27 protein-coding genes are annotated in these 25760 nt (G+C 65.6%); 7 read left to right on the plus strand and 20 right to left on the minus strand.

Annotated elements, in window-relative coordinates; translation table 11 throughout:
* Nucleotides 1-125: 125 nt before the first annotated feature.
* The 3 genes from ETR14_RS14205 to map all read right to left on the minus strand — a co-directional run bounded on the left by ETR14_RS14205 (nucleotide 126) and on the right by map (nucleotide 2255).
* Nucleotides 126-572 carry a cytochrome c family protein gene (locus tag ETR14_RS14205; protein ID WP_129385551.1) on the minus strand — a complete coding sequence of 149 codons (447 nt, stop codon included), beginning with the start codon at nucleotides 570-572 and terminating at the stop codon, nucleotides 126-128.
* Nucleotides 573-580: 8 nt separating this feature from the next.
* A complete protein-coding gene (locus ETR14_RS14210) occupies nucleotides 581-1348 on the minus strand; it encodes a ThuA domain-containing protein (RefSeq protein WP_129385553.1) in 768 nt (255 codons plus the stop codon).
* Between the two features lie 76 nt (nucleotides 1349-1424).
* Nucleotides 1425-2255, minus strand: coding sequence for a type I methionyl aminopeptidase (map, locus tag ETR14_RS14215; RefSeq protein WP_129385555.1), 831 nt, complete (start codon nucleotides 2253-2255; stop codon nucleotides 1425-1427).
* Nucleotides 2256-2387: 132 nt separating this feature from the next.
* Here map and ETR14_RS14220 point away from each other — a divergent pair, with 132 nt between their 5' ends.
* A complete protein-coding gene (locus ETR14_RS14220; RefSeq protein ID WP_129385557.1) occupies nucleotides 2388-3395 on the plus strand; it encodes a D-cysteine desulfhydrase family protein in 1008 nt (335 codons plus the stop codon).
* A 69-nt stretch (nucleotides 3396-3464) separates the two neighbouring features.
* Here the strand turns inward: ETR14_RS14220 and ETR14_RS14225 are convergent, their stop codons facing one another.
* From ETR14_RS14225 to mprF, 9 genes are all read right to left on the minus strand, one after another.
* Nucleotides 3465-4082, minus strand: a complete 618-nt coding sequence (locus ETR14_RS14225; protein ID WP_129385559.1) for a hypothetical protein — start codon at nucleotides 4080-4082, stop codon at nucleotides 3465-3467.
* A gap of 99 nt (nucleotides 4083-4181) precedes the next feature.
* A complete protein-coding gene (locus tag ETR14_RS14230) occupies nucleotides 4182-4367 on the minus strand; it encodes a hypothetical protein (RefSeq protein ID WP_129385561.1) in 186 nt (61 codons plus the stop codon).
* Between the two features lie 80 nt (nucleotides 4368-4447).
* Nucleotides 4448-6055 (minus strand): GNAT family N-acetyltransferase, encoded by a 1608-nt coding sequence (locus ETR14_RS14235; protein WP_129385563.1) that lies wholly within the window; start codon nucleotides 6053-6055, stop codon nucleotides 4448-4450.
* A 130-nt stretch (nucleotides 6056-6185) separates the two neighbouring features.
* Nucleotides 6186-6395, minus strand: coding sequence for a hypothetical protein (locus ETR14_RS14240; RefSeq protein WP_129385565.1), 210 nt, complete (start codon nucleotides 6393-6395; stop codon nucleotides 6186-6188).
* A 74-nt stretch (nucleotides 6396-6469) separates the two neighbouring features.
* Nucleotides 6470-6670 carry a hypothetical protein gene (locus ETR14_RS14245; RefSeq protein ID WP_129385566.1) on the minus strand — a complete coding sequence of 67 codons (201 nt, stop codon included), beginning with the start codon at nucleotides 6668-6670 and terminating at the stop codon, nucleotides 6470-6472.
* Between the two features lie 86 nt (nucleotides 6671-6756).
* The gene (locus tag ETR14_RS14250; protein ID WP_129385568.1) at nucleotides 6757-6963 is read right to left on the minus strand and encodes a cold-shock protein; all 207 of its coding nucleotides are present in this window, start codon (nucleotides 6961-6963) and stop codon (nucleotides 6757-6759) included.
* A 230-nt stretch (nucleotides 6964-7193) separates the two neighbouring features.
* Nucleotides 7194-7541: a DUF6491 family protein gene (locus ETR14_RS29750; protein WP_371416675.1), complete on the minus strand. Its 348-nt coding sequence runs from the start codon at nucleotides 7539-7541 to the stop codon at nucleotides 7194-7196.
* A 298-nt stretch (nucleotides 7542-7839) separates the two neighbouring features.
* The gene (locus ETR14_RS14255) at nucleotides 7840-8370 is read right to left on the minus strand and encodes a DUF488 family protein (RefSeq protein ID WP_129385570.1); all 531 of its coding nucleotides are present in this window, start codon (nucleotides 8368-8370) and stop codon (nucleotides 7840-7842) included.
* Nucleotides 8371-8442: 72 nt separating this feature from the next.
* Nucleotides 8443-11244, minus strand: a complete 2802-nt coding sequence (gene mprF / locus ETR14_RS14260; protein ID WP_129385572.1) for a bifunctional lysylphosphatidylglycerol flippase/synthetase MprF — start codon at nucleotides 11242-11244, stop codon at nucleotides 8443-8445.
* Nucleotides 11245-11317: 73 nt separating this feature from the next.
* Here mprF and ETR14_RS14265 point away from each other — a divergent pair, with 73 nt between their 5' ends.
* Entirely contained in the window at nucleotides 11318-12418 is a 1101-nt protein-coding gene (locus tag ETR14_RS14265; RefSeq protein ID WP_129385574.1) for an endonuclease/exonuclease/phosphatase family protein, read from the plus strand.
* A gap of 21 nt (nucleotides 12419-12439) precedes the next feature.
* Here ETR14_RS14265 and ETR14_RS14270 read toward each other — a convergent pair whose 3' ends face one another.
* The gene (locus ETR14_RS14270) at nucleotides 12440-12769 is read right to left on the minus strand and encodes a DUF3817 domain-containing protein (protein WP_206185838.1); all 330 of its coding nucleotides are present in this window, start codon (nucleotides 12767-12769) and stop codon (nucleotides 12440-12442) included.
* Entirely contained in the window at nucleotides 12766-13206 is a 441-nt protein-coding gene (locus ETR14_RS14275) for a DUF6010 family protein (RefSeq protein WP_129385576.1), read from the minus strand. The genes ETR14_RS14270 and ETR14_RS14275 overlap by 4 nt, the downstream gene beginning before the upstream one ends.
* A gap of 177 nt (nucleotides 13207-13383) precedes the next feature.
* Here ETR14_RS14275 and ETR14_RS14280 point away from each other — a divergent pair, with 177 nt between their 5' ends.
* Nucleotides 13384-14376, plus strand: coding sequence for a GlxA family transcriptional regulator (locus tag ETR14_RS14280; protein WP_129385578.1), 993 nt, complete (start codon nucleotides 13384-13386; stop codon nucleotides 14374-14376).
* Here the strand turns inward: ETR14_RS14280 and ETR14_RS14285 are convergent.
* Together ETR14_RS14285 and ETR14_RS14290 are read right to left on the minus strand one after the other, a co-directional pair.
* A complete protein-coding gene (locus ETR14_RS14285; protein ID WP_129385580.1) occupies nucleotides 14339-14872 on the minus strand; it encodes a GNAT family N-acetyltransferase in 534 nt (177 codons plus the stop codon). The genes ETR14_RS14280 and ETR14_RS14285 overlap by 38 nt on opposite strands.
* Nucleotides 14873-14996: 124 nt before the next feature.
* Entirely contained in the window at nucleotides 14997-16541 is a 1545-nt protein-coding gene (locus ETR14_RS14290; RefSeq protein ID WP_129385582.1) for a cryptochrome/photolyase family protein, read from the minus strand.
* 137 nt (nucleotides 16542-16678) lie between these two features.
* Here ETR14_RS14290 and ETR14_RS14295 point away from each other — a divergent pair, with 137 nt between their 5' ends.
* Nucleotides 16679-17068: a nuclear transport factor 2 family protein gene (locus ETR14_RS14295; protein WP_129385584.1), complete on the plus strand. Its 390-nt coding sequence runs from the start codon at nucleotides 16679-16681 to the stop codon at nucleotides 17066-17068.
* Here ETR14_RS14295 and ETR14_RS14300 read toward each other — a convergent pair whose 3' ends face one another.
* The 3 genes from ETR14_RS14300 to ETR14_RS14310 form a co-directional block, all read right to left on the minus strand.
* Entirely contained in the window at nucleotides 17069-19213 is a 2145-nt protein-coding gene (locus tag ETR14_RS14300; protein WP_206185839.1) for a TonB-dependent siderophore receptor, read from the minus strand.
* Nucleotides 19210-20451 (minus strand): PepSY domain-containing protein, encoded by a 1242-nt coding sequence (locus tag ETR14_RS14305; RefSeq protein ID WP_129385588.1) that lies wholly within the window; start codon nucleotides 20449-20451, stop codon nucleotides 19210-19212. Before ETR14_RS14305 ends, ETR14_RS14300 begins: the two co-directional genes overlap by 4 nt.
* Nucleotides 20452-20590: 139 nt before the next feature.
* The gene (locus ETR14_RS14310; protein WP_129385590.1) at nucleotides 20591-21004 is read right to left on the minus strand and encodes a DUF2946 family protein; all 414 of its coding nucleotides are present in this window, start codon (nucleotides 21002-21004) and stop codon (nucleotides 20591-20593) included.
* A gap of 246 nt (nucleotides 21005-21250) precedes the next feature.
* Here ETR14_RS14310 and ETR14_RS14315 point away from each other — a divergent pair, with 246 nt between their 5' ends.
* The gene (locus ETR14_RS14315) at nucleotides 21251-22426 is read left to right on the plus strand and encodes an alpha/beta hydrolase-fold protein (protein WP_129385592.1); all 1176 of its coding nucleotides are present in this window, start codon (nucleotides 21251-21253) and stop codon (nucleotides 22424-22426) included.
* A 77-nt stretch (nucleotides 22427-22503) separates the two neighbouring features.
* Here the strand turns inward: ETR14_RS14315 and ETR14_RS14320 are convergent, their stop codons facing one another.
* Complete coding sequence (locus tag ETR14_RS14320; protein WP_129385594.1) at nucleotides 22504-23286, minus strand: ThuA domain-containing protein; 783 nt, start codon at nucleotides 23284-23286, stop codon at nucleotides 22504-22506.
* 151 nt (nucleotides 23287-23437) lie between these two features.
* On the opposite strand from ETR14_RS14320, the gene ETR14_RS14325 reads away from it, so the two are divergent.
* Nucleotides 23438-23986 (plus strand): gluconate 2-dehydrogenase subunit 3 family protein, encoded by a 549-nt coding sequence (locus ETR14_RS14325; protein WP_165356450.1) that lies wholly within the window; start codon nucleotides 23438-23440, stop codon nucleotides 23984-23986.
* Nucleotides 23987-24033: 47 nt separating this feature from the next.
* A complete protein-coding gene (locus ETR14_RS14330; RefSeq protein ID WP_129385598.1) occupies nucleotides 24034-25716 on the plus strand; it encodes a GMC oxidoreductase in 1683 nt (560 codons plus the stop codon).
* The last annotated feature ends 44 nt before the right edge of the window (nucleotides 25717-25760 follow it).

The following is a 25760-nucleotide window of genomic DNA, read 5'->3' on the forward strand; positions in this document are numbered from 1 at the left end:
CCGTGCCCTGCGCGCCTTCGAATTCGTCGAGCCCATCATCATCCCCTGCATTATGTCTGATAAGTGAACGGCTATACCGGCCGATGGCTGGCTGTCGAGGCGGTGCGACACGGCGATGAAACCGGTTACCGCGGTACGCCCTGACTTTGCAGATAGGCGATTACGTCTGCTCGATCGAGCGGATCGCCGAGCCCCGCAAAGGTCATGCTGGTGCCGGGCGCGAACTTGGCCGGCGCCGCGAGCCATGTGTCCAGGCGCTCCGGGTTCCAGGTTCCGCCCGCCGACTTCAAGGCATGGCTATAGCCGAACGTCGGAATCGCGGCGACGGGCCTGCCGACCACCCCGTACAGGTTCGGACCGGCCCGGTTCGGAGCGCCCTGGCCGATCGTGTGGCACGCCGCGCAGCGCCCGAACAGGCGCGCGCCTGCCGCCGGCTTCGCAACCCGCAGCAGAGCCTCGGGCGAGGGGTTCGGGCCAGCCGCGCGAAGGCGTTCCGCCTTGTCGTCATCGGAGCAGGCGGAAAGCGCCGCCAGGGTGACGAGAAGCCAGAGCGCGCGTGGCGCGTAGGGCATGGTCCTGCTCAGTTTTGTTGTCCAAGGCCGGTGGCGGTCCAGTAGATCCCGCCCATCAGATGGTTGAGGTAGGTCGGATCCCGATACATCTCGCCATTGTGGCCGAGCGTCGTCACGAACACCCGTCCGCCCTCGTAGCGATGATGCCAGGCAACCGGATGATCTCGGCCCATGGGCACCGCCACCTGGCGTGGCCAGATCTTGGTCGGGTCGTAGCTTCGCTCATCGACGTTCAGCACGGGATCGATCGTCACCTTGTACGGATTGGTGGTGACGTAGAATTCGTCGCTCCAGATCCATCGTTGCGGAATTCCGAACGTCGCCGGGAAGCTCTTGTCCACCGTGGTGACGACGCCGGTTTGCAGCATCGGGTGCACGCCCACTCGGCGCCCGACCAGTTTCTCGTACCAGGGCCATGCCTCGGCCGGCGTGATCGCAGCGCGGTGGACGACGATCGCATTGCCGCCGCTGCGCATATAGGCTTCGAACTTCGCGCGCTGGGCAGGGTTCAGCTCCTCGCCGGGTGTGTTGAGGAACATGACCGCGGCATATTGCTTGAGGTCGCCTTCGAACGCCTCGGTGTTGTTGGTCCACGTGAATTCGAAGGCGTGCAGCTTCGCCAGCCGCTCCAGGCTGTCGCGCGCGATCGGAATGTATTCGTAATGATATTTGTTGGGGATGGCGAGCACGAGCATCTTGAACTGGCTCTCGGCGGCGGCGGCCGAGGGAGAAGTGAGCACGAGGGCGGCGCCGAGCGCCATGGCGATGGACTTCATCTTCTCTCCCTCTGGTCCCCGGATGTATGGCACGCCAGCTGGCGTGCGCCCGGTCAGCGTAGCCAGGCGCGCTCACTCAGCCTGAATAAGGCGGGCGGTCGAGCCCGGCCGGGCTTCGCGTGAAGATCTCGCAGCCGGTGTCGGTGATGCCGATCGAATGTTCGAACTGCGCCGACAGGCTGCGATCGCGGGTCACCGCCGTCCAGCCGTCGTCCAGCACTTTGGTGTCGGCCCGTCCGGCATTGATCATCGGCTCGATGGTGAAGATCATCCCGGGGCGAAGCTCGGGACCGGTGCCGGGCTCGCCATAATGGAAGACGTCCGGCGTGTCGTGATAGACGAGCCCGACGCCGTGCCCGACGAAGTCGCGGACCACGCCCATCCGGTGCTTCTCCGCATGGCGCTGGATCGCATGTCCGATGTCGCCCAGATGGTTGCCGGGCTTGGCCTGTTCGATGCCCAGCATCAGGCATTCGTAGGTGACGTCGACCAGCCGGCGCGCCTTCACCGAGACGTCGCCGACCAGGTACATCCGGCTGGTGTCTCCGTACCATCCGTCGATGATCGAGGTCAGGTCGATGTTGAGGATGTCGCCGGCCTTCAGCTTCTTGTCGCCGGGGATGCCGTGGCAGACGACATGGTTGACCGAAATGCAGGTCGCGTGAGCATAGCCGCTATAGCCGATGTTCGCCGGGATCGCACCGGCGGCGACGATCCGCTCGCGGACGAAGTCGTCGAGCTCGGCGGTGCTTGCGCCCGGCACGACCAGGGGGACGAGGGCGTCGAGGATTTCGGCGGAGAGGCGGCCGGCCTTGCGCATGCCGGCGAAGCCCTCGGGGCCGTAGAGCTTGATCGCCTGGGTCCGCGCGGCCGGCGTGGCCGCAGTAACCTGAACATAATGAGTCATGACGATCAGCTAGGCGCTTGCAGGCCGATTTGCGAGAGGCTGCGGCGAAAGGAGCGCGGGATCGCCGTGCCGGTCGATTTCGGCGGCCGGCGATTATAGGATCGCGCGGGGATGATGGTCAGGGATGTACCGATGCTCGAAGACAGGCCTCGCTTTCCGCTGCTGGGCGGCCCGACACCGATCGCCCGGCTGGAGCGGCTCGAGAACGCGCTGGCCCCAGGCGGCACGTCGCCGGGCCTGTTCGTCAAGCGCGACGATCTGATGGGGGTCGGCGGCGGCGGCAACAAGCTGCGCAAGCTCGAGTTCCTGATCGGCGATGCGCAGGCGCAGGGTTGCGATACCTTCATCACCACCGGCGGGCGCCAGTCCAACCATGCGCGGCTCACGGCCGCGGCCTGTGCACGGGCGGGGCTCGCCTGCGAACTGGTTCTGGCCGACATGGTGCCGCGCGACGACGAGAGCTATCGCCATAACGGCAACGTCCTTCTGGATGGCCTGTTCGGGGCGCGACTGCATCACGTGCCGGGGGACAGCGATACGCTTGCCCTGGCCCATGCCCGCGCCGAGTCGCTGCAAGAGGCCGGCCGCAAGGCCTATGTGGTCGGCGCGGGTGGCTCGTCACCGATCGGCTGCCTCGGCTACGTCGCCTGTGCGTCCGAGATCCTGGCGCAGGAACAGGCGCTCGGGATCCGCTTCGCGCGAATCGTCGTGCCGAACGGCAGCGCCGGAACCCATGCCGGGCTGGCCGCAGGCCTCGCGGCCGCCGGTGATGATCCTTCCCGCGTCCAGTCCTACACCGTGCTGGCGCCGCTGGCTCAGGCGCTCAGTGCCACGCGCGACCTCGCGCGTGCGACGCTTGCCGCGCTCGGGGCGGACCGGGCGATCGCGGACGAGGATATCGTCATCGACGGCAGTCAGCGCGGCGAAGGCTACGGCATCCCGACGGAGGCGATGCTCGAAGCGGTGCGCTTCCTCGCGCGGCACGAGGGCCTGCTGATCGATCCGGTCTACGGCGGCAAGGCGTTCGCGGGCGTGATCGCCGCCCTTCGTGCCGGCGAAGGCACCGCTCCCACCCTCTTCATCATGACCGGCGGCACCCCGGGCCTGTTCGCCTATGAACCCGCCTTTCGAGCCACCTGAAGCGGCAACAGCCCGGGCCAGATCATCTGATGATGGGCAAGATGCGGCGTGGTGCGCCGGTGCCCAGGATCAGAGCCGATCGCCATTCTCGTCGATCATCTCGAACCGGTAGGAGCAGCCGAACAGGGTCTTGCCGGGATGGCTGGTGACGTTGGAGATGGTGCGCGCGACGATCATGCGGCTGCCGAAACTCTGGCCTTCGGCGGCCGGCTCGACCTCGTCCGAGATGATGCGCTCTCCGATGAACTTCCGAAACTTGATCGAGGCTTCGGCCTGAGCACGGTCGACCTTTCCGGTGGCGACCATCTCGTCAATAAAAGTGTCGAAGTTCAAGGCACTCTCGACTTTCTCGGGGCCGGCGACGGCGGCCGGATCCGGCACGTCGAGGATGGCGAGGATCGAATCGGAGGTGAACGCGATCCGGCGCGTGCTGTGCGATCCCGCGACGACCACCGGCTCCGGCAGTTCATATTCCGCCATGAAGCTGTTGGGCGACTTGATGGTCTTCCAGCCGCGGCTGCGAGCGATCCCGTCCTGCTCCAGGCCGAGAGCGAAACTGAGATATTGCGGCACGTCCAGCTTGCAGTTGATGGCATCCACCTCGCTGACCTGCGTGGCATCGAAATCCTCCACAGCCTCGGTAGGCGCGGCGAGGAGCAAAGCGGCGGCGGCAAGCGGCATGATCATGCCGCTCCCATAACGGTCGGCACGGCGGTGGCAATGGTCGGGAGCCCAGCCAATCTGTCGTCGAGAAGCGCCAAGGCGCAGACCCGGCTGCCGGAGCGCCTAGCCGTGCCCATGCTCGAGAAAGCGCAGCGTGTCGGCGGCAAGGTTGCGGAAGCTGTGCTGTTCCTCAGCGCCTGCCTGCGCCCAGGCGCAGTCGGGGCCGTGGCGCTCCTCCCACAATTCGGCTGCGAGCTCTTCGATGAAGCCGTCGCGGTCGCTGATCATGCAGAAACGGCGACGGCTCATCGCTCAGGGCTCCGGCTGTGAAAACCCTCAATGAGCGTTCGGTGGCCTGGTTCCGGCATTGCCGATGCCTCGGCGACGGGTCAGCCTCCGCCCGGCGCCTTCGACTTGGTCGGGCCGGTCGGCGCGGGTTCCGCATCGCCGCGCTGCCCCCGGTTCCAATCGATCCGGTAAAGATCGAAGCGGCGGTCGGCCAGGTTGCGAACGGTGCCCTCGGCACGCGCCCAGGTGAGATCGGCGAGGTTGACGTCGGCGATGGTCAGCGTCTCGATATTCTCGCTCGCCTCCGCGGCGATCCCGTCCCGAGCGAACGGGAAATCGCACGGCGTCAGGATACAGGATTGCGCATATTGCACGTCCATATTGTCGACACCCGGCAGGTTGCCGACATTGCCGGACAGGACGACGAAACATTGGTTCTCGATCGCCCGCGCCTGTGCGCAATAGCGCACCCGCATATAGCCCTGGCGGTTGTCGGTGCAGAACGGAACGAAGATGATCCGTGCGCCTTCGTCGACCAGGCGTCGGGCCAGTTCCGGAAACTCGCTGTCGTAGCAGATCAGCACGCCGATCGGTCCGATGTCGGTCTGGATGACGTCGACCGAGCTGCCGCCCTTGATCTTCCACCAATAGGCCTCGTTCGGAGTTGGATGGATCTTCTCCTGGGCGTGGACGGAGCCGTCGCGCAGGCAGACATAAGCGACGTTCTGAACGCTGCCGTCCTCGATCCGGGTCGGGTGCGATCCGCCGACGATGTTGATGTTGTAGCGCAGCGCCATGCGCGACAATTCGGCGACGATCGGCGCCCGGTGCGCGGTCATCCGGTCGATCGCTTCCATCGGCGTCAGCGTCTCGGTCTCGAACGAGAGCAGCGACATCGTGAACAATTCGGGGAAGACGACGAAGTCCGATCGATAATCGGCGGCGACGTCGACGAAATATTCGACGTTCTTCACGAACTCGGCGAAGTCCTTGACGGCGCGCGCCTGCAACTGGACGGTTGCGAGGCGAACGCTTTCGACGTCGCGGGGGACCCGGAAGGCAGGCGGCTCGTTCGGATCGACATAAGGGTTGCGCCACACCATGTGCGCCGCAAAGCCGTCCGAAGCCTTGTCGAACGGCAGGTAATTGCGAAGCACGCCGATCGGCGTGAAGCCGTTCGCAAGCTGGAAACCGATCACCTGGTCGCGATATTGTCCTTCCCTGACGCCCTCCAAATAGGCTTCGGGGCCATCGACCTTCGCCTTGACGCGGGCATAGCCGGGCATTCGGCCGCCGAACACGATGCCGCGCAATTCCAGTCGTTCGGCAAGGGCCCGACGTGCATCGTAGAGGCGTTTGCCGATTCGCAGGCCGCGCTGGCGCTCGTCCACCGCCATTTCGATGCCGTAAAGCCAGTCGCCGGTCGGATCGTGACGGCTGCCGAAGCCGTTGCCGGTAATCGTCGACCAATCATGGGGAGAAAGGGCGATGTCCTCGTCGATCCGGGACGACGCGCAATAGCCGACGATCGCCTCCTCGAACACGGCGACGAACTGGCCCTCCGGGAAATTGTTGATCTGCCCCAGCACCTGCCCGGCATTGTAATTGCCCATCCCGGGATAGGCGCGGCCGATCAGCGCAAGGATGGCGGGAACGTCGCCCGGACGTGCGACTCGCACCTCGAGCGTGGCGGGACTCTTCTTCGGCATTGTCTCTTCCTGTCTACGCCTGCGTGCCGCTTATGCCGACGCCGGGCCCCGGCAGCGGCCTCGCAGAGGGACAAGAGGTCGTGGAGCGCCTGGTCCGGCCGGCGGAACGCGGACGATTGCGCCCGGCGCGTTACTTCGAGGCGAATTGTCCCGCTTCGGCGCCGAAATGCATCTTGGCATGCGCCCGCGCGGCCGCGGCCGTCGCGAACGTCTCCTGCTGCAACGTCGACGTGATCAGCGGGTAGTTCTGCGAGTTATAGCGGGTCTCGCGCACGGTTAGCCGGACATGGCCGTCCTCGTCCTTGCAGATCAGGAACGGGCGAAGGGGAATTCTGGACATGATGTCTCTCCGGAGCGAGGGTGGCGCAGAATCGAACGTCCCGGCCGGATGAAGCTTAGGCGATCGCTGCCGCGTCAGGCCTTGGCGTCGGCGTCGGCGGCCTTTTCGGCAACCAGCTTCGCGCGCATCGCGTCGCCACGTTCGCTGCGGGCGGCCATCTCGGTCCAGCGCGCTTCGGATCTGAGCCAACGGTCCCGAACATTGTCGAGCGTCGCCGCGCCGGCACTGGTGCGCGCTTCCTCGGCTCGTTCCAGGTAGAATTCGTGCTGTGACATCGATGGCTCTCCGGTTGGAAATGAAAAAGGCGGGTGCATGCGCACCCGCCTCCCGTCTCGCCCCTGCAAGCGCAGGGGCCGAATGATCAAGCAGCCTGCAGATCGACGGCGCTGGTCTTGCCGCGACGATCGGTCTCGAGCTCGTACGACAGGCGCTGCTCCTTCTCGAGCGTGTGCATGCCGGCAGCCTGGACTGCGCTGATGTGGACGAACGCGTCGGCACCGCCGGCTTCGTTCGCGATGAAGCCGTAGCCCTTGGTCTCGTCGAAAAATTTCACGTTGCCGATCGGCATATCTAATTCCTTCATGATGCAGGAACCGGGATGGTCCCCACGTGCCTTGGAAGCGAGAGAAGGAAGAAGGAGCCGCAAAGCGCCGAAGACCGTCTATTTGCGACTGTAGCATTCCCTATATGGACCTTGAGCGCCGGATTGTAAGCCCCTTTCGCGACATCCGCTTTCTTCGGGCGCTTGCAAGCGTCTCGGCAGCAAGGCCGTCGACGATGGGGGATATCAGCGATCGGTCAGGGGCGCTCGCGAGCCGGGAGCGCAGCGACTTGTTCGGAGGTGAGCCCCGTGATCGAGCGCACCTGGCAACGCTGGCGCCCCGTCGGGCCGCGCGTGACGATCGAGCCTCCAAGGCCGGAGCCGACGCAGATCATCGAGCTGCCACGTGACACCAGGGCCATGCGATTGGTCCAGTTGAGGTCCGAACAAAGCCCCATCGTCTCGATACGATAGACATCCCGGCCGGCGCGAACGTGGACAATGTTCGAGTTGACCGCCGTGAAATCGCGCCTCGCGTGGGGAGAAGCAGCGTCTGGGCTGGCGCGATGCCGACGCGTCGCCCGGGCCCGGATCGCTTCCCGCACAACCCGCCAGCGCCAGAAGCGCGATCGTCGCTGCAGCGCATGGCCAGGATCGTGGCATCGTCATCTCCCTTCGGCGCTCGGCATGATGGTCCTCGCCTCGGCGCGGAGGCCGGACGATCTGGCCCATCGATGTGGTGAGGATTGAGAGCCTCCACCTGCCGCGTCGCCACCAACCCTCACCGCCGGCAAGTTTAGGAAATCGGCCATTTGCCGCCATCGGGAAGAACCCCGAAGCGCGGATTGCCCGACCATTGCAGCCTGTGGAATTTGCCCGTGCCGCCCGGTCGCGGATCGAAATTCACGGCTGCGGGTAGATCAGGCCCTGATCGGTCATCGCAGCGCCTGCGGAGAGGCGCGCGGGCTCGGCACGGAGACCGCCCATCAGGTGGAACACGGTCTGGCCGCCGGCAATCAAATGGTCGGCAACTATCCGTCGATGACATCGCCACCACACGGCCTCGGAGCACATGATCGCGGTACGCCGAACGCGGCCGAGCGTCACCAGCTCCGCAAGGCCCGCCGTGAATTCGGGCGACAATGCGTAGTCGGCGTAATTGTGGAAGCTGCGATTGTCCCACCAGCCGTTGGTTTCGGGCGGCACCTCATGCACCCGCTTCCGCAACCCTCCGAGCGCGGCGATACGGTGATGGTCGATCTGGAATTCGGCGAGCGCGAGGGGGAGCGCGTCGGCGTTATACTGTGGGTTGGTACGGGAGCGCGGTACGGTGCGAATGTCGATCACCACCTCGACGGCGCCGACGCGCAGCAGCGCGATGAACTCAGGAATGGAGCGGGTCGAATGGCCGATCGTGTAGAAGGGCAGGGGCATGGTGCGCCGACGATACGCTTGGTGCGACCAGATTGTTTCTGCCTGCTTGCCCTGGTCGCCCTTCTGACGCGATCAGCGCGCGCCCAGCAGCCGCCATGCTGGGGCGGCAGTGCGCATTTCAGCTCCGCCCGGCTGCAGGAGACGAACGCTGCGGGCGTCGCGTCGCGGCGGTGCCGAGACCAGCATGGTCACGTCGACGAGCGCTTGCGCCATGCCGATTCCGCGCGGGGCAATGAAATAGCGGTCGCTCCATTCGGGAAGAAACTTCTCCTTGTAGCGGCGTAGTCCGGCATAGCCGTAAAGGCCCTCACCATGCCGGAAGAGGGCGCTTGCAAGCCGTGCCCAGCGCGGCGCCAGCCGACGGTTCTCGATACCGGACAGCGGTGCGGTCCCGAGCGAAAGCGTGGCGCAGCCCTGCTCGCGCGCCCATTGCATCAATCTGGTGAATAGAAAATCCATCGTGCCGTGGGGCATGTCGGTGCGCGATCGCATCAGGTCGAACGACGCTTCGGCTCCGTTCGGCAGGATCCAGAGATTGGCGAAGGCGAGGACCCGCCCGTCGCGTTCGACCAGTGCGGCCTTGCCACCCGTGAGATAATCGTGGTCGAAGCGGCCGAGGCTGAACTGCTTCTCGCGCTGTCGCTTGACGGTGAGCCATTCGTCCGACACCGATCGAAGTTCCGGAAGCAGCGCACGCAGAGCGGCGCCCTCGACGATTCGGAAGCGCAGGCCTTCGCGTTCCGCACGGTTCACCGCACCGCGCAACTTGGCGCGCGCCTTTCCGTCCAAAGTGAAGTCGGCCAGCGGCACGCACGCGGCTTCGCCGAGCTTCATGATGCCGAGCCCGAGCGCGATTGCGTGCGGCAGCATCTCCGGGCCACACCGGTAGAAGACGGTGCGGGCGCCATGCCGGTCCGCGAGTTCGCGGAACTTCCACACCAACTCCTTCCAGCGCTCCGGAGGGCCGACCGGCGCGCCCATCGCGATGAAGCTGCGCCCATGAACGCGGTACATCAGGAAGGCGTCGCCGGCATCGCTGACGATGAAGCTTTTGTCGCCGGTGCGCGCCAGATGCGCTTCGCTCGATGCCGTCCCGGCAAGCGCCCGTTGCCAGACGTGCTCAGGCAGCACCTGCGCCTGGGCCGGCGGTATCGGGCGGACGAGACGGCGGATCGCCAGCAGCAACGCGACCAATCCGGCACCCAGCGACGCACGCAGGAAGCGAGGCGCATCGGCCGAAGGCTGAACCTGCCACCACAGCGCCTCATCGTAAGCGACGTCCTTATAGCTGAAGAAGCCCAGGAACAGGCTGGCGGCGATCACGCCGGCGATGGCAATCGCCCAGCCCGCGCCGAAGCGCTCCCCGCTAAAGGCGGTGCGCCGGTAAAAAGCCGGCCGGGTCCAGGCGAGCAGCACCAGCACCAGTCCCAGCGCTCCGGCCTCGGCAAGGTCTAAAGCGCGCAGCAGCGCGAGAATGACGCCGGCGCCGAGCAGCACCATGCTCGCGATCCAGGCGAAGTCGGCGCGGCGATAGAGGCCATAGGCCATGAACAGCAGCAAGGTGCCCACGATGCTGCTGGTAAAATGCGACAGATCGAGGAGGACCGAGGGGAGCAGGCCTGTCATCGCTGCCACGCGATCGGGAAAGAGCGGCATCGCCCCGGTCACGATCAGGAGCGCGCCGGCGCCGAACACCGCCGCCGCCATCGTTAGCGGTGCCAGCGAGCGGGCGATGCTGCCGCCGAGACGCACCGCGGGCAGTGCCTTGCCGTGCAGCCGTTCCGCCTCGCGGGCGGCGAGATAAACCAGCGCCAGTCCGAACGGCAGCACGAAGTAGACGAGGCGATACCCGAGCAAGGCCGCGGCAAGCTCGGCCTTCGGCTGATCCGGAAGCAGGAGGAACAGCATCGCCTCGAACACACCGAGACCGCCCGGCGCATGGGTGAGAACGGCGATGGCCAGCGCCAACGCGAAGGCGCCGAGAAGTAGCGGGAAATCGGCGAGCGTTAGCGACGGCACCAGCACGTAAATGACACCGGCCGAGAAGATCAGATCGAGCGCTGCGGCGAGCAATTGGGCGAGCGTCAGCCCCGGGCCTGGCAGGGGCAGGCGCATCGCGCCGAGCACGAGGCTGCGTGGCGCACGCGCCGTCCAGAGCAGATAGACGGCGAGGCCGCCGATCAGGAGCAGAGGGGCGCCCCACCGCAACGCTGCCGGAAGCGCCGTTCCGGCGATCGGAAGCTCCGCGGGCGGCAGCGGCAGCGCGAGCGCTATCACGGCAATGAGCCCGACCCAGAAACTCAGCCCGGCCAAGGTCACCACGCGCAGCACGTCGGTCTCGCGCAGCCCGGCGCGCGCATAGAAATTCAGGCGCACGGCGCCTCCGGTCAGCAGCGGCAGCCCGAGCATGTTCGAGATCGCATAACTGGTGACGGCAGCGCGGGCGGCGGTGACGAACGGCAGTTGAAGAGAAAGGGTGCGGAGCGCGGCGAGGTCGAACACGATCAGGCAGGCGAAGCTGAGCGCGGTCAGCGCCAAAGCGGCCAGCCAGCGCGGGAGCGCAATCGTGGCGAACGTCGCCTGGATGTCGCCGAGACTGATCTCGCGCAAGCTCGCGCTCAATCCGGAAAAGGCTAGCAGAAGCACTGCGATCCCCGCCAGCCCGACCACCAACTCACGATGTGTCCCGCACCAGTGACGTGCCGCGCCGATGCCGCCGCGACTTCCGACGGGCGAATGAGATTGTTCGAGGTGCATGAAGTCCCTGGCAAGGTCTGAACGTTCGATTTCCTTATAGGCCCGGTCCTCGGCAGCCGCGTTGATCCTCGCCCCCGCATTACTACGGATCATTGGTCCCGAGCGATTGTGACACATCTGTCTTGCCGCAGTCGCAAATCGACAACGGTGCCGTCATCGCTGCGCATCGCGGTGTGCTTATTCTACGGCCATGGTGATCTCCATCTCCGGACGGCGGCTCTTCGGCCGCAAGGCGATCCTGGTGCTGGCGATCCTCGCGCTCAGCGCCGCCCAACTGCCGCCGCAGCCGGTCGAGGTTCAGCCGGCCGCCGCCTCCGCCCCCGTGGGGGAGCCGCTGGGAGAGGACGCCCTGTCCATTCTGACCTACAATGTGAACGGCCTGCCCTGGCCGGTCGCATCCGGTCGGGACGAAGCGCTCGCCCGGATTGGATCACGGCTCCGTCGGCTGCGGTCGATGAACCGGCATCCGCATATCGTCCTGCTCCAGGAAGCCTTTACCGACAGCGCCAAGCGGATCGGCCGGGATGCGGGCTACCGCCACATCGTCTCCGGGCCTCCCATTGAGGCGCCCTCGTCGGCCGGCGGACTTCCCCCGTCCGAAGCCGCCTTCCTTGCCGCCGCAAGCCCGTTCAAGGGCGAAGGCGTGGGCAAGTTCGCGGACAGCGGCTTGCAGATCCTTTCCGATTACCCGATCCTGGCGGTGCGCCGCGCCGCCTTTCCGGACCAGGCCTGCGCCGGCTTCGACTGCCTCGCCAACAAGGGCATGGTGGCGGTTCTGGTCGCGATACCCGGCGCAGCGACGCCGGTGGCGATCATCAACACCCATCTCAACGCCCGCAAGGCCTCCGGAGTGACGCCGGGCCGCGCGCTGGAGGCGTATCGACGGCAATGGCAGGCGCTCGACCGGTTCCGAACCACGGTGGTTCCCCCGGACGTGCCCGTGGTCGTCGCAGGCGATTTCAACGTCGGCAAGTCGCCCGAACGGCGCGCCTTGGCGCACCTCATGGTGACCCGCTGGCTTGGCTCCGCTGGTGGCGTGTCCTCCGGCGGCGTCTTGCGGGCGTGCTTCGAACCGGGCGTTCGATGTGGCCGAGGGCTGCCTCGCGATGCCGTTCGCGCGCTCCGCCACGACAAGGATTGGCAGGTCGCTTTGGCCAACGGCGGCGTTGCGCTCGTACCGCAGGCGATCGAGGTGCCGTTCGGCGTTGAAGCCGATGGAACGATGCTGTCCGATCATGTCGGCTACGCGGTGCGCTATCAGTTGGAGCGGCGATCGCCACGGACCTCGTAACGAGGTCCGTCATGGGCAGTCTCAGGTCGGGTTCGACCAGAATTCCGCCTCCTTCCGGCGCAACAAACCGACATTTGCGACGGCGCCGAGCGGCACGAAGGCGGCAACGGCGAGACGCGCGCATTCGCTGCGAGTCCAGCCGCCGCCCGATACAGTTACGATCAATGCGTGCGCGTAGACAAGGAACGCGAAGCCGTGGACAGGGCCCATAACGTGCGTCGCCGCGGCGTATCCGAACAGGTGCTTGGCCGGCACTGCGACGGTGAGCAGGCCCAGCAAGGTCGCACCCTCGAACAAGGCTGCGCGGCGCAGCCGGCGCAATTGGGCAAGGTCTTCTCTCCGCCCGCTCACGCGCGTGCCCTCCGCCGATCCCGGAATCCGGACCACGGGCTCGGCGCACCCCAGAGGTACCAGGCGGCGATTACCGGATCGCAGACGAAGCAGCCGAAAGACGAAGAGGGCGCAAACGGGAGGATCGGATTACCCCACAGATCGTGGGCGAGATCCCAAAGGCTGTGGAAAATCCACGCAACACCCGTCAGGCGCGCGTCGCTGAGACCGCGATAGGCCAGCAAGGTGATCGCCGCGCAGAACAGCAACTCGAGAGGCCCGAAGCCGCCGCTGAAATAGACCCCGCCGGCGCCCGCCACGAACACAGCGCTGAAGTTTCTGCGCGTCGGCTCGCGCAGCAACCCGCACAAGAGGATGAAGAGCGTTGCGATCATTACGGGAATGATCAGGCCGCCGACAGTCACGGGGGTGGGCGTCGTCAGGGGTGTGGCAATCATCGAGGCACCAAACGTCATGCATTGTCGGATCTGCGATTAGCGTCAGCTGAGCCAGTCCGATGAGTGGCTGGAACGACAATCTTCGCCGGATTCGCGCCAGGCCGCGCTAATCTCGCGAATGCGTTTGACGGGCTGCGGCTGACCGGCTGCAACGGCGTTCAAGGAGTTGTTCGCGCCATGCACGAGATTGCCGTCATCGCCATGCACGGGGTCATACCTTTCGACCTTTCGATCCCCTGCGAGGTCTTCAGTCGTGTCCGGCTCAAGGAAGGCCAGCCTGGCTACCGCGTCCGGGTGTGCGGCGAAGCGGCGGAGGTTCGCGCAGGCGCATTCGGCGTTCGCTCCCCATGGACCCTGGACGCCGTGACCGGCGCCGACACGATCATTCTCCCAGGCGTCGAGAATCCCGAATTGCCGGTGTCCGATGCGATCGTTGACGCGGTGCGTGCGGGGGAGGCGCGGGGCGCGCGCGTTGCCTCGATCTGCACTGGCGCCTTTGCTTTGGCGGCAACCGGCCTCCTGGACGGCAAGCGTGCGACCACGCACTGGCGCGCGGCCGCCCTTCTTGCCGAACTTTACCCCGCCATCGAAGTCGATGCCTCGGTGCTGTTTGTCGATCACGGCAGCATCGTGACATCGGCCGGCGCCGCTGCAGGCCTGGACATGTGCCTCCACCTCGTCCGCCGAGACCATGGTCAGGCTGTCGCCGCCCAGGCGGCACGCCTCGCGGTGGCGCCGCTCGTCCGCGACGGCGGCCAGGCGCAATACATCACCCATCAGCCACCGCGTGCCTCGGGCGGACTTGCTCCTTTGCTCGAATGGATGTTGGCGAACGCGCACCGGCAGCTCGGCCTCGCCGAGCTCGCCCGCCACGCTGCGATGAGCCCGCGAACGCTTGGCCGCCGCTTCCGCCAGGAGACCGGCACTACGCCCCTGCAATGGCTGATCGGTGCACGCATAAGGCGGGCGCAGGAACTGCTCGAGACTTCGACATTGTCGGTCGAGCGGATCGCCTACGAAACGGGCTTCGACGGCACGGCAACTCTGCGCGAGCATTTCGGCCGTCTCGTCGGCGTGAGCCCGCGGGAATATCGAAGGCGCTTCGCGGCACCGTCGGACGCCGCGCCTTCATTCAGTTCCTCAGCCGCTTTTCCATCAGCATCAGCGTGAGCGAGGAACCGTCCGGGAGGGGAAGCTCGAATGGTTCGATCAGCGCATAACCATGCCGCGCGTAGAAGGGCCTTGCGGGGAGTGTGGAGGTAAGTGCGGCTCTGGCGAAGCTGGCATTGCACGCTTCGCGCTCGCTTGCTTTGAGGAGCGCAGTGCCGACGCCCCGCCCGGCGAGATCGGGGTCGACGTAGAACGCACGGATCCGCGCAGCGTCGACGCTCGGATCGAGCGGGTCGCCTGGCGGGTCGTTCGGTCCGTGCGCACCGGCAATCGTCTTCCGCCAACTCCAGCCGCCGGCCCCGGCCAGCCCGCGGTCGAGCTCCGCAACGAAGTAGCTGCCGTCGCGGACCAGCTGCCAATCGACACCGTAGGCGTGACGGATGGCGCTTTCGATCGTCGCGGGCGGATAGTGGCCTTCGTGCAGGGCACGGATCGAGCGTTGGGTGAGCGCATTGATCGCCGGTATGTCCTCGACAACGGCAAGCCTGACCTTCATGTCGAACCGTTCCTGATCCTCTGCAGCGCCAGCAGGATGGCTGCACTTCCGGCAGCCTGGAAGGGTGCATTCATGCGGCGGCCTCGAAGCCAGGGCACTTCATCTCGTGAGCGGGGCCGAAGCCCTAATACGCCGCGCCGCCGGAATCATCGAGCCGCGCGAGGAAGCCCGCCGCCTGTTCCCGCGTGGCTCTCTGCTCCGCCTCCGATTGCCGGTCCCAGGTTCGGTAGGGCATGGCCAGCCTCGGGTTGCGACCGAGCTTGTCTCGGTTGCGGGCAAGAAAGTCCCAGTAGAGCGCGTTGAAGGGGCACGCGTCCTCGCCGATCCGCTTGGTCACGTCGTAGCGACAATGCCCGCAATAATCGGACATGCGATCGATGTAGGCGCCCGACGAAACATAAGGTTTGGACCCGAGCAGTCCGCCGTCGCCGAACTGACTCATGCCGAGCGTGTTCGGCAGCTCCACCCATTCATAGGCATCGAGATAGACTTCGAGGTACCAGAGGTGAACCAGCTTCGGGTCCGCCCCGATCAGCAGGGCGAAGTTTCCGGTCACCATCAGCCGCTGGATGTGATGCGCATGTGCGGTGGCGAGCGTCTGCCCGAGTACCTCCGACAGGCAGTGCATGTCGGTGTCGCCGGTCCAATACCAGCCGGGGAGCGCGCGGCGGTGGCCAAAGAAGTTGCGGTCGACGTAATCCGGTCCCTCGCGCCAGTAGATGCCGCGCATATATTCGCGCCAGCCGATGATCTGGCGGACATATCCTTCGACCGAGTTGAGCGGCGCCCGCCCCGCGCGATACTCGGCCTCGGCCCGGCGGCAAAGGTCGAGCGGATCGAGCAGTCCCGAATTCAGATAGGGTGACAGGATCGAGTGCCACAGGAACCGCTCTCCGGTCAGCATGGCGTCTTCGTAATCGCCGAATCGCGGCAGCGCGTTGGCCATGAAGCTTGCCGCCTGGCGCTCCGCATCCTGCGCGGTCACGGCATAGTCGAATCCGTCGAGTCTGCCGGGATTATCGGCGAAGCGTTGCTCGACCAGCGCGATCACCTCTTGCGTGATAGCATCGGGCGGGAAGGAGAGGGGGCGCGGCATCAGCAGGTCCGCCCGTGCGGGCTTGCGATTGTCCTTGTCGAAGTTCCAGCGTCCGCCCGAGGGCTTGCCGCCGTCCATCAGCAGCCCGGTTTTCCGCCGCATCTCACGATAGAAATACTCCATCCGCAATTCGGTTCGGCCTTCTGCCCAAGCATCGAATTCGCGATGCGCGCACAGGAAACGGGTGTCGGGTCGGATCTCCACCGGCCGTCCGAACAGCGTCTCCCAGCTGTCCAGCATTGCCGCGACTCGCCACTCGCCCGCTTCGGTGACGACGATACGCTCCGGATCGTGGCGCTGGACCGCGCGCGCGACCTCGCCGGTGAAATTGCCTCCATTCTCCCCATCGTCCAGCCGCACATAGTCGACCCGCCAGCCCTCGCTGCGAAGCGCTTCGGCATGGTGCCGCATCGCCGATAGGATGTAGGCGAGCTTGGTCTTGTGGTGCCGCGCGTAGGTCGTCTCGTCCGCCACCTCCATCATCAGCACGACGCTGTCCGCCCGGTCTGCGCCGGCGAGGGAGGAAAGGTCGAACGACAGCTGGTCGCCGAGCACGGGAATGAGAATGGTCACGCACAACCCTTACTCGCGAGCATCGCCTGCGTCTGGATGTGCTTATGGCCGGGTTGCCGCCGGCAATGGGGCCGGGAACGGCTCGTACCTGCATCCTGCCGGTGCCCCCGATGCCGCCTTGGTGTACGGACGGTACCATGAAACCGACACCCGAACTCGCGATCCGTCTTGCCCGCGCCACCTTCAACCGGGCCATCGCCGAAGCCGATCTCGCCGCGATCGCTCCGCTGCTTGCGAAAGGTGCAATCCTCGTCACCGGCACCGACAGCGCGGTGATCGCCGGCCGCAAGCCGCAATTGGCGACGTGGGAGCGCGACTTCGCTTCACCCCACCGGCTTGTCTACACGCGCCTTGCCGACGCGGTGACGATCTCTCCGGTGGAGCCGATCGCCCTGGAGCAGGGACGTTGGCATGGCGTCCCTGCCGACGGAGGCGCGCCAGCCGCGAGCGGCGTCTACACCGCCAAATGGCGACAGATCGACAGCGATTGGGTGATCGAGGCCGAACTGTACGTGACCTTGGCTTGATCAGAAACCACGTGTGAAGGAAAGCTCGACGCTTCGCGGTGCCCCAACGAACACGAGCCCCGATGCGTAGCCCGACCAGTCGGCGTAGAAAGCGTCCGTCAGATTGCGCCCGCGCAAGGTCAGGGTCCCGAAGGACGCGCGCCAGGCGATCGCTGCGTCAACGGTGGTGAAGGCGTTCACCTTCACATCGTTGGCGTTGGCGGTGTAGAAGTCGCCATTGTAGCGCACGCTGCCGGTGATGGTGAGGGGCAAAGCGCGTGGAGCGTAGGTCAGCACCAGATCGGCAATCTTCTCGGCGACATTGGGCGGACGGTTGCCGCCGCGGTCGACGCCGCTCGCCTCGATCAACGCTCCATATTCGGCGTCGAGCAGGGTGCCGCTCGCGGCGAGGTTGAGTTCCGCCGTAATCGGCAGGTTCAGCGACAGCTCGGCGCCGCGCGAGCGCTGCGTGCCCCCCTGGTAGACGATCGCCGGATTGATCGGGTCACGTGTCAGGATGTCCTTCTGGCGGATATCGAACAAGGATGCCGTGAGTTCGACTCCGCTGCCGAAGAGCGAGGTCTTGATGCCGGCCTCGTAGGAGCGGCCGCTGGTCAGGTCGAATGCCGCATTGGATGCGCTGAGGAACAGCAGCCCGCTGACCGGGGTCACCGCATAGGTGTATTGCGCGAAGAGCTGTGTTGCCGGAGTGATGCTGTAGACGGTGCCGACCCGCCACGACACGGGATCGAAGGTTTGCCCGTAGGTCTGCGCAGCGCCGCTCGTCACGTTCGCCACGGCCCGATCGAGCTTGATATGGTCGTATCGCACACCGCCGACCGCCAGCCACGCGTCCGTCAGGTTGAGCGCATTTTCGGCGAAGACGGCAAGCTGGTCGACGTCGGCGGTGACGTCCTGGCGGGTGGCGAAGTTGGCGGGCGTGTCGGCCGGGAAGCTTCCCCGCACCGGATCGAAAGGGTCGACCGAGGGCGTCGCGCCGAACCGCCGCTTGGTGAAGAAGTCGGTGTGACCATATTCGACGCCGGCGGTAAAGCGGTTGCGCAGCCCGCCGATCCGCCCGTCGAAATTGAGTTGAACGCGCTGGTTCCAGAATTGGTGATCGTGGGCGATCAGCGTCAGTCCCCGGTCGATGCCGCCGGTGCCGGGATCGAAGCCATATTCGTCGGCATCGCGGTACAAGCGAGAGCCGTCATAATAGCTGCTGTCGCTGACGATCTTCAGCCTGTCGCTGACGTCATATTCGCCGCGCGCGCGGATCCAGACGGCCTTGGAGCTGAAATCCGCGTCGGTAACGTCGAAGTTCACGCGCCGCATCGCGCGATCGAGCACCAGCCCGGCGCTGCCGGAGACCGCATCGGACGGGCGGCGTGCAATTGCTCGCGACACCAAAGGAGTGCCGTAATAAGCGGTGTCCGACGCATCCTCGGAATAGTCGGCCGAGACGGTGAGGGACAAGCGGTCGCTCGGCCGAAACAGCAGTGATCCGGAAGCGGCGAAGGTGCGGGAATCGGTATCGTCCACCCATCCGGACGAGCGCGAGACGGACAGGTCGCCGCGGACGGCGATGGTGGGGCCGAGCGGAAGATTGAGATCGCCGGCAAGCCGTCCAGTGTCGAAGCTGCCGAAGCTCGCCAGCAGCGCGCCGCTGGTCTCGCCGAGTATCGGCCGGCGGGGTACGAAGTTGATCGCTCCGGCGAGCGCGCCTTCGCCCGATGTCACCGACGCAGGACCCTTGATCACTTCGATGCGCTCGAACATCCAGGCGTCCCAATTGCGCAAGCCGACGTCGGAATTCGCCATCCGCACGCCATCGTAGAGGTAGTTCACCGCGCGGTGAAAGCCGCGCATCGAGACGGATCCGATCGATCCGGGAAGATTCCCCGATGTCACCCCGGGCGCTGCGTTCATCGCCTCGATCGCGGTGCGGAGGCCCTGATTCTGGAAATCCTGCTGGGTGACGACGTCGACGATCGCCGGCGTTTCGCGGTTGGTGAGACCAAGGCGGCTGCCGACGTCGGGCGCGCTCTCGAGCTGGCGTTGCCCGGTGACGATGATCGCGCTGCGATCGGCGCTGCCGGTGCTTTCCTGGGAAAATGCCGGCGATGCCGTCAGCGCAGAAGCGATGGCGAGGAACGAAGTTTTCACGAAATGTTGCTCCCGAAATGGGCTTTGGCTGTGGCCTGAGGCCGCGCGGCACGCCGGCGGCGGCGCCAATGAAGAAAGCCGGTCACGAACAGGATTGCGGGAACGAGCCCCAGCAAAACGGCGAGGATGCGCACCGGCAGTCCGCCGACAGAGCCGTCGTGAAGGCATCGGATCCAGGCACCGAGCCTGGTTCCAGAAGTGCCGCGACGTTCGTCGTGAACGGCAAGCACTTTCCCGCTATATTGATCGACGAATATGAAGCTGCTGGGGAAGCGCCGGTGCGGGTCGCCGGGGACTTGCACCCGCATTCGAATTGCCCCGTCGCCATGGCCGGGGACGTCGATGAACGCGAGCCTGGCTGCGGGAAGCGCCCGATGTGCTGCGGCGAGCGCCTGGACGATCGGAATCTGACGACCGTCGACTCTGCTCGACGTCGGGTCCGGCACAGAGTCGGGCGCCAGCAGAAGCGCCTTCACATTGGGCAGCGCGAGCAGCACCCCGGTGCCGACCAGCACCAGCAGCAAGCCGGCGCTCCACAGGCCAAACAGCTTGTGCAGGTCGCGCAGGCGGCGGATCGGAGCCGCATCCTGCTTGAACGCCAGCGCCTTGCGCCAGCGTCCCCGCGGCCACCACGCGGCGATGCCGCTGACCAGCAATAGCAGCATCACCGTGCCGGACCAGCCGACCACCTGGCTTCCGAGTTCGCCGGCGAGGAGATGCATGTGCAACTCGTAGAGCCAGCTCATCGCATATCCGCCCCAGGGCGCGTGCCGGACGACCTGCGTGCCGTCCGGTGAGAACCAGACCATTTCGCGTTCGGCATGATGCCCATGATGCCCATGATGCCCGGCGTGCGGATAGTAACGGGCCGGGATCGCGCCGCCTTTCCCGGTTGCCTCGAACGACCAGCTACCGGCCGGGCCGGGCCACTCCGCGCGCGCGGCGGCGAGCGCACGATCCCAGACCGGCGAGTCCCAGCCTGGACCGCGCTCCGCCTCGATGCGCGAGGCCGGATGCAAGGCGGCATCGATCTCCACATAGAAAACGAGCGCGGAGCCGGTCAGGCCGATGAGGACGAACAGCAGGCCGACACTTAAGCCCAGCCAGAGGTGCAGCCGGCGAACCAGCTGACGTACGCGTGACGTCGTCGTCGGCCGTGCTGCCGTATGTCGGGTGGAGCGCGCCGTCCGCGCGCTGTCGCTCCCGATCGGCGCAGGCCGATCCGATGATATGAACATGATCCATGATCCCGGCAGCGCACCCGAAGGGCGCGCGGTCGTAGTGACAGGAGCGTGCTGCGACCGTTGGCTGCAATCCGCAGGGATGCGAGAACAGCCGCCTTCTTCCTATTCGGACGAAGACGCTCCGGCGCGAAGATCAGGAAAGGGCAGGAGGGCCGCGAAGCGGGGGGCGGAGGCGCGATGCCCTCGTGACCGGCGGCTGCTGTGCCACGCGCAGCGCCTGCACCATAACGAACAGGAAGGCGGCGACGATCAGGAATGGATCTGCCCCGGCCAGAGCGGGGGCGGCAAGACTCGAGAAAAGGCAGGGCCCCTGCGAGCCCTCGTGGGGCTTTTGCTCGTCACCATGATGACCGGAGCCGTGCGCGACTGCTGCGTGGGCCTCGATCGTCACCGGGCCCGCACCGGAACAAGGGACGATCGCAACCGCCCCATGATGGATCGTCGGCATGTAGCCCGACGGAACCAGGACCCGCATCAGCAGCGCACCCGCAAGCACGAACGCTGCCAGGGCACGATGCTGAAGCAGGAAGGCGCGGGCTCCGGTCACCCTTGCGCCCTAGCAGATGGTGTCGAGTCCGTCAGGCGCATAGTTGGTCGGAATCCCCCAGCTCTGCCTCGCCAACGCAATAGTACCCAAAGGTATGCGGCAGACGTCGAATATTCGCTGCGCATGCTCGCGGCGGCGCCGTGAGTGGTGCAGCCCCGGGGTGTTGATCTCGCCATCGAATGCGGCAATATGTCTGAGTAATAGGCGGTGCCGTCGACAACACGCCTAAGTTGGAGAGGACGAGACATGAAGCGAGCTTTTGCGATCCTGTTGGCGGCTTCCGCTCTCGCGGGCGAAGCCTCCGCTCAGGAGGCTGCACCAACGGTGAAGGAAGATTTCAAACCATCATCGCTGAACCAGCCGGGGCAGGAATATCCCCAGGTCAACTCCCAAGGCTACGTGCGCTTCCGAATTCCGGCACCGGAGGCCCGGAACGTCAAGGTCAGCCTTGGCCTGGGTGGGCGCGGCGGCACCGTTCTCGCCAAGGCCGACGACGGCACCTGGACCGGCACGACGGCCGGCCCGCTCGACGAGGGCTTCCATTATTACCGGCTGACCGTCGATGGCGGCACGTTCAACGATCCGGGGACGCTGAACTTCTACGGTTCGACCCGTTGGGAGAGCGGGATCGAAATCCCCGCGCATGACGCCGAATTCTACGCGCTCAGAGCGGTTCCGCACGGCAATGTGCAGCAGGTTCTGTTCCCCTCACCGAGCACGGGGACGCAGCGCCGCGCCTTCGTCTATACGCCGCCAAACTATGAGAAGAATGCCGGAGCGCGCTTTCCCGTACTCTATCTGCAGCACGGCTGGGGAGAGGACGAGACCGCCTGGGCAAACCAGGGGCACGCCAACCTGATCATGGACAATCTGATCGCGGCCGGCAAATCGCGGCCGTTCATCATCGTCATGACCTACGGCATGACGAACGATATCCGTCCGGGAAGTCCCGGCGGTCTGGCGAGCTTCGACATCCGTCCGTTCCAGACCGTTCTGATGGACGAGTTGATCCCGTTCATCGACCGTGAGTTCCGGACGCTGGCCGATCCGCGGCATCGCGCGATGGCTGGCCTGTCGATGGGCGGCTTCGAGACGAAGCTGATCGCGCCGACCAGGCTCGACAAATTCGCCTATATCGGCCTCTTCAGCGGTGGGACGTTCTCGCTCGACGACGTCGACAAGGTCGCGGGCTATCGCGACAAGGTCAAGCTGACCTTCGTCAGCTTCGGCAGCCGCGAACTCGAAAATGGCGGCATGGTCGGGCCGCCGGGCATGCAGAAGGCGGACCCTCGTGCGAATGCGGAGGCCTTGAAGCGGGCGGGGCTCAACAGCGTCTTCTACGTGTCGCCGAACACCGGCCACGAATTCCTGACGTGGCGGCGGAGCCTGCGCGAATTCGCACCGCTGCTGTTCCGGGACTGAGCGGCGGCTGGGCGGCCCGGCCGTGGCCGGTGGCCGGTGCGCGTCTGGGGGATCCTGGACGCGTCCGGCGCCTGCCGTCACTTGGTGCGGAGTGCCCAACGCAGTCCGGCGGTCAGATGACGCAGGACATTGGGGTCGCTGAAGCTCTCGTTGGTGTGGCCCATGGCGGTGTAGAAGACGCGGCCGCCTTCGAACTCCTTGCGCCAGCTCACCGGGTTGGGATTGACGTCGGCCTCGCCGATCGTCGCCGGATCGAGGGTGACGAGCAATTTGGCGGTGACGTCGAAATCGTCGAAATAATACCATTCGTCTGCGCGTCGGATCGTCTTGGGCAACCCGGCCGTGGTCGGCTCCTTGGCGTCGATGATCGTGACGACACCCTCCGGAGTGCCCTGGGGATGGCGCGCGAAGTGGCCGCCGAGCATCTTGCCGTACCACGGCCAGTGGTAGTGGGAATCGGCTGCGGCGTGAATTCCGACGATGCCGCCGCCGCGGTGGACGAAGTTCTGCAGCGCGTCACGTCCGGCGCCCTGCAGCCACTCGCTTTCCGGCTTCTTGGGGTCGGTCGTGCTGCTCAGCAGGATGATCGCGTCGACATCCTTGAGCCCGGCATCGGAGAAGATCGCGGGATCCTCGCTGGCGACGATCATCATCTTCTCGCGCGTACCAAGCGCCTGGATTGCGGCAATGCCCGGCTCGATCGACGCATGTCGATAGCCGGTCGTGTGCGAGAAGAGCAGGATCTTGGGCCGGCCGCTTGCGTCTTTCGCCGCCGCCGGGCTCGCGACCGCGATCATCCCGATCAGCGCTGCTCCGGCCAGTCCCGCCACCGCCTTCGCAAGGCTCTGCAGTCTCCGCATTCGCAACCCCTCTCATTTTGCCACTTTTCTTGTGGCTTGCTAACGTGTTGAAGAGCTTGAATTATCCTGTCGCCCTTCGCGCTGTCCAAACTGGACATCGCTGTCATGCTTCATTATGGGAACGCTAACAAGAGCGCCCGGGGAGAGGGACATGAGTTCAGTCGCCGTGATTTCCAACGTCGATCGCCGCATGCTCCTGCGGAGCGCCATTCTGCTCGTCGGCGGAAGCCTCACCGGCCTGCCCGAAATGGCTTTGGCCCAGGCCGCCGAAGCCGCGGAGGCGCCGTTCTTCACGCCGGCGCAGACCGCCGTGCTGGCCGAATATGCCGACATCATGATCCCGCGCACCGACACGCCTGGCGCCAAGGATGCCGGCGTGCCCGAGAATTTCGATGCCCTGATGCGGCATTGGGCGTCCGAGCAGCGCCGCGATGATTTTCGTGCCCTCGTCGAGGAGATTGGCGGCGCCGGCCTGCTGTCGCGGCCGGCCGGGGCCGAGCGGCTTGCCTTCGTGCGCGGCTTCGATGCCGACAAACTCAAGAAGGGCGATCCGGTTTACGGCAAGTTCAAGGAACTGGTGATGACGCTCTATTACCTGTCCGAAGCCGGCGCGACCAAGGAGCTGCGCTACGAGCTCGTTCCGGGCAAGTGGGAACCGGCGACGACGATCGGCACCGACACGCGCGCCTGGGCCGTCTGAGGTACCGCGCCGACATCATATGAAATCCGGGTAGGTTGGAGGTAACAATGTTCGATGCGATCGTCGTCGGCTCGGGAATGAGCGGCGGCTGGGCGGCCAAGGAGCTGACCGAGCGGGGCCTCAAGACTCTGGTGCTCGAGCGCGGCCGCCATGTCGAGCATGGCGCCGATTATACCGACTCGCTTTCGCCGTGGGAGCTCGAGAATTTCGGCATGGTCCCCGAGGAGGAAGCCGCCGAACATTATGCGGTGCAGAGCCAGTGCTATGCCTTCTCGACCGCGACCAAGCATTTCTGGGTCAAGGACACCGATCACCCCTACACCACCGCCGAGGGGCGACCGTTCATGTGGATTCGTGGCTACCATCTTGGCGGCCGCTCGATCATGTGGGCGCGGCAATCGTACCGGATGAGCCAGATCGATTTCGAATCGAACGCCAAGGATGGTCACGGCTCCGATTGGCCGATCCGCTATGACGACATGGCGCCGTGGTACGATCATGTCGAGAAATTCGCCGGCATTTCGGGCTCGCGCGACGGCCTCGAGCAATTGCCGGACGGCCAGTTCCTGCCGCCGATGGCGTTCACCGACGCCGAGAAGGATTTCAAGGCCAAGCTCGAAAAGGCCTATCCGACCCGCAAGCTGATCATCGGCCGCTGCGCGCATCTCACCGAAGCGCAGCCACAGCATGAGGAGCTTGGCCGCATCTCCTGCCAATACCGCTCCCTGTGCGAGCGCGGCTGCTCCTACGGCTCCTATTTTTCCAGCCTCAGCGCGACCCTTCCGGCGGCGAAGAACACCGGCAACCTCACCATCGTTACCGATGCGATCGTCGATTCCATCGTCTACGATCCGAAGACCGGCAAGGCGAGCGGCGTCCGGGTGATCGACGCCAACACCAAGGAACGCCGCACCTACGAGGCGAAGGTGGTGTTCCTCTGCGCGTCGGCGATCGGCACCGCCCAGATCATGCTCAACTCGCAGTCGGAAGCCTTTCCGAACGGAATCGCCAACCGCTCCGACGCAGTCGGCCGCTATCTGATCGACCATCTGAGCGGCATGGGCGCTGGCGGTACCTATCAGGGCTTCGAGGCGCATTATCATCGTGGTCGCCGCCCCAACGGCTTCTACATCCCGCGCTACCGCAACGTCACCGAGGAAGCCGAATTCAGCCGCGGTTATGGCTTCCAGGGCGGGGTGCTGCGCGACAACTGGCGCCGCGGCGTCGGTCAGCCGGGCGTCGGCGCCGAACTCAAGCAGAAGCTGCGCTCGCCAGGCCCGTGGCGGATCGGCCTCAGCGGCTTCGGGGAGATGCTGCCGCGGCCGGACAACCGTGTCACACTGCACAAGACCCGCAAGGACAAATGGGGCATTCCGCTCGTCCACATCGATTGTTCGCTCGGCGACAATGATCGCAAGATGATCGAGCAGGTCGGCCAGGACGCCAAGGAGATGCTCGAAATGGCGGGCTGCACCGACATCCAGGTCCGCAAGCATTATGGCGGTGCCGGGCTCGGGATCCACGAAATGGGCACAGCCCACATGGGCAAGGAACCGACCAAGTCGGTGCTGAACAAGTACAATCAGGCGCATGACGTGCCCAATCTGTTCGTCACCGACGGCGCCTGCATGGCCTCGGGCGGCTGTCAGAATCCGTCGCTCACCTATATGGCGATGTCCGCCCGCGGCGCACATCATGCCGCCGCCTTCCTCAAGGAAGGCAAGATCTGATCCGGGAGGCGCGTTTCCGGGTCGGGGCGCGCTTCTTCACCCTC

The organism is Sphingosinicella sp. BN140058 (assembly GCF_004135585.1).
Lineage (GTDB): Bacteria > Pseudomonadota > Alphaproteobacteria > Sphingomonadales > Sphingomonadaceae > Allosphingosinicella.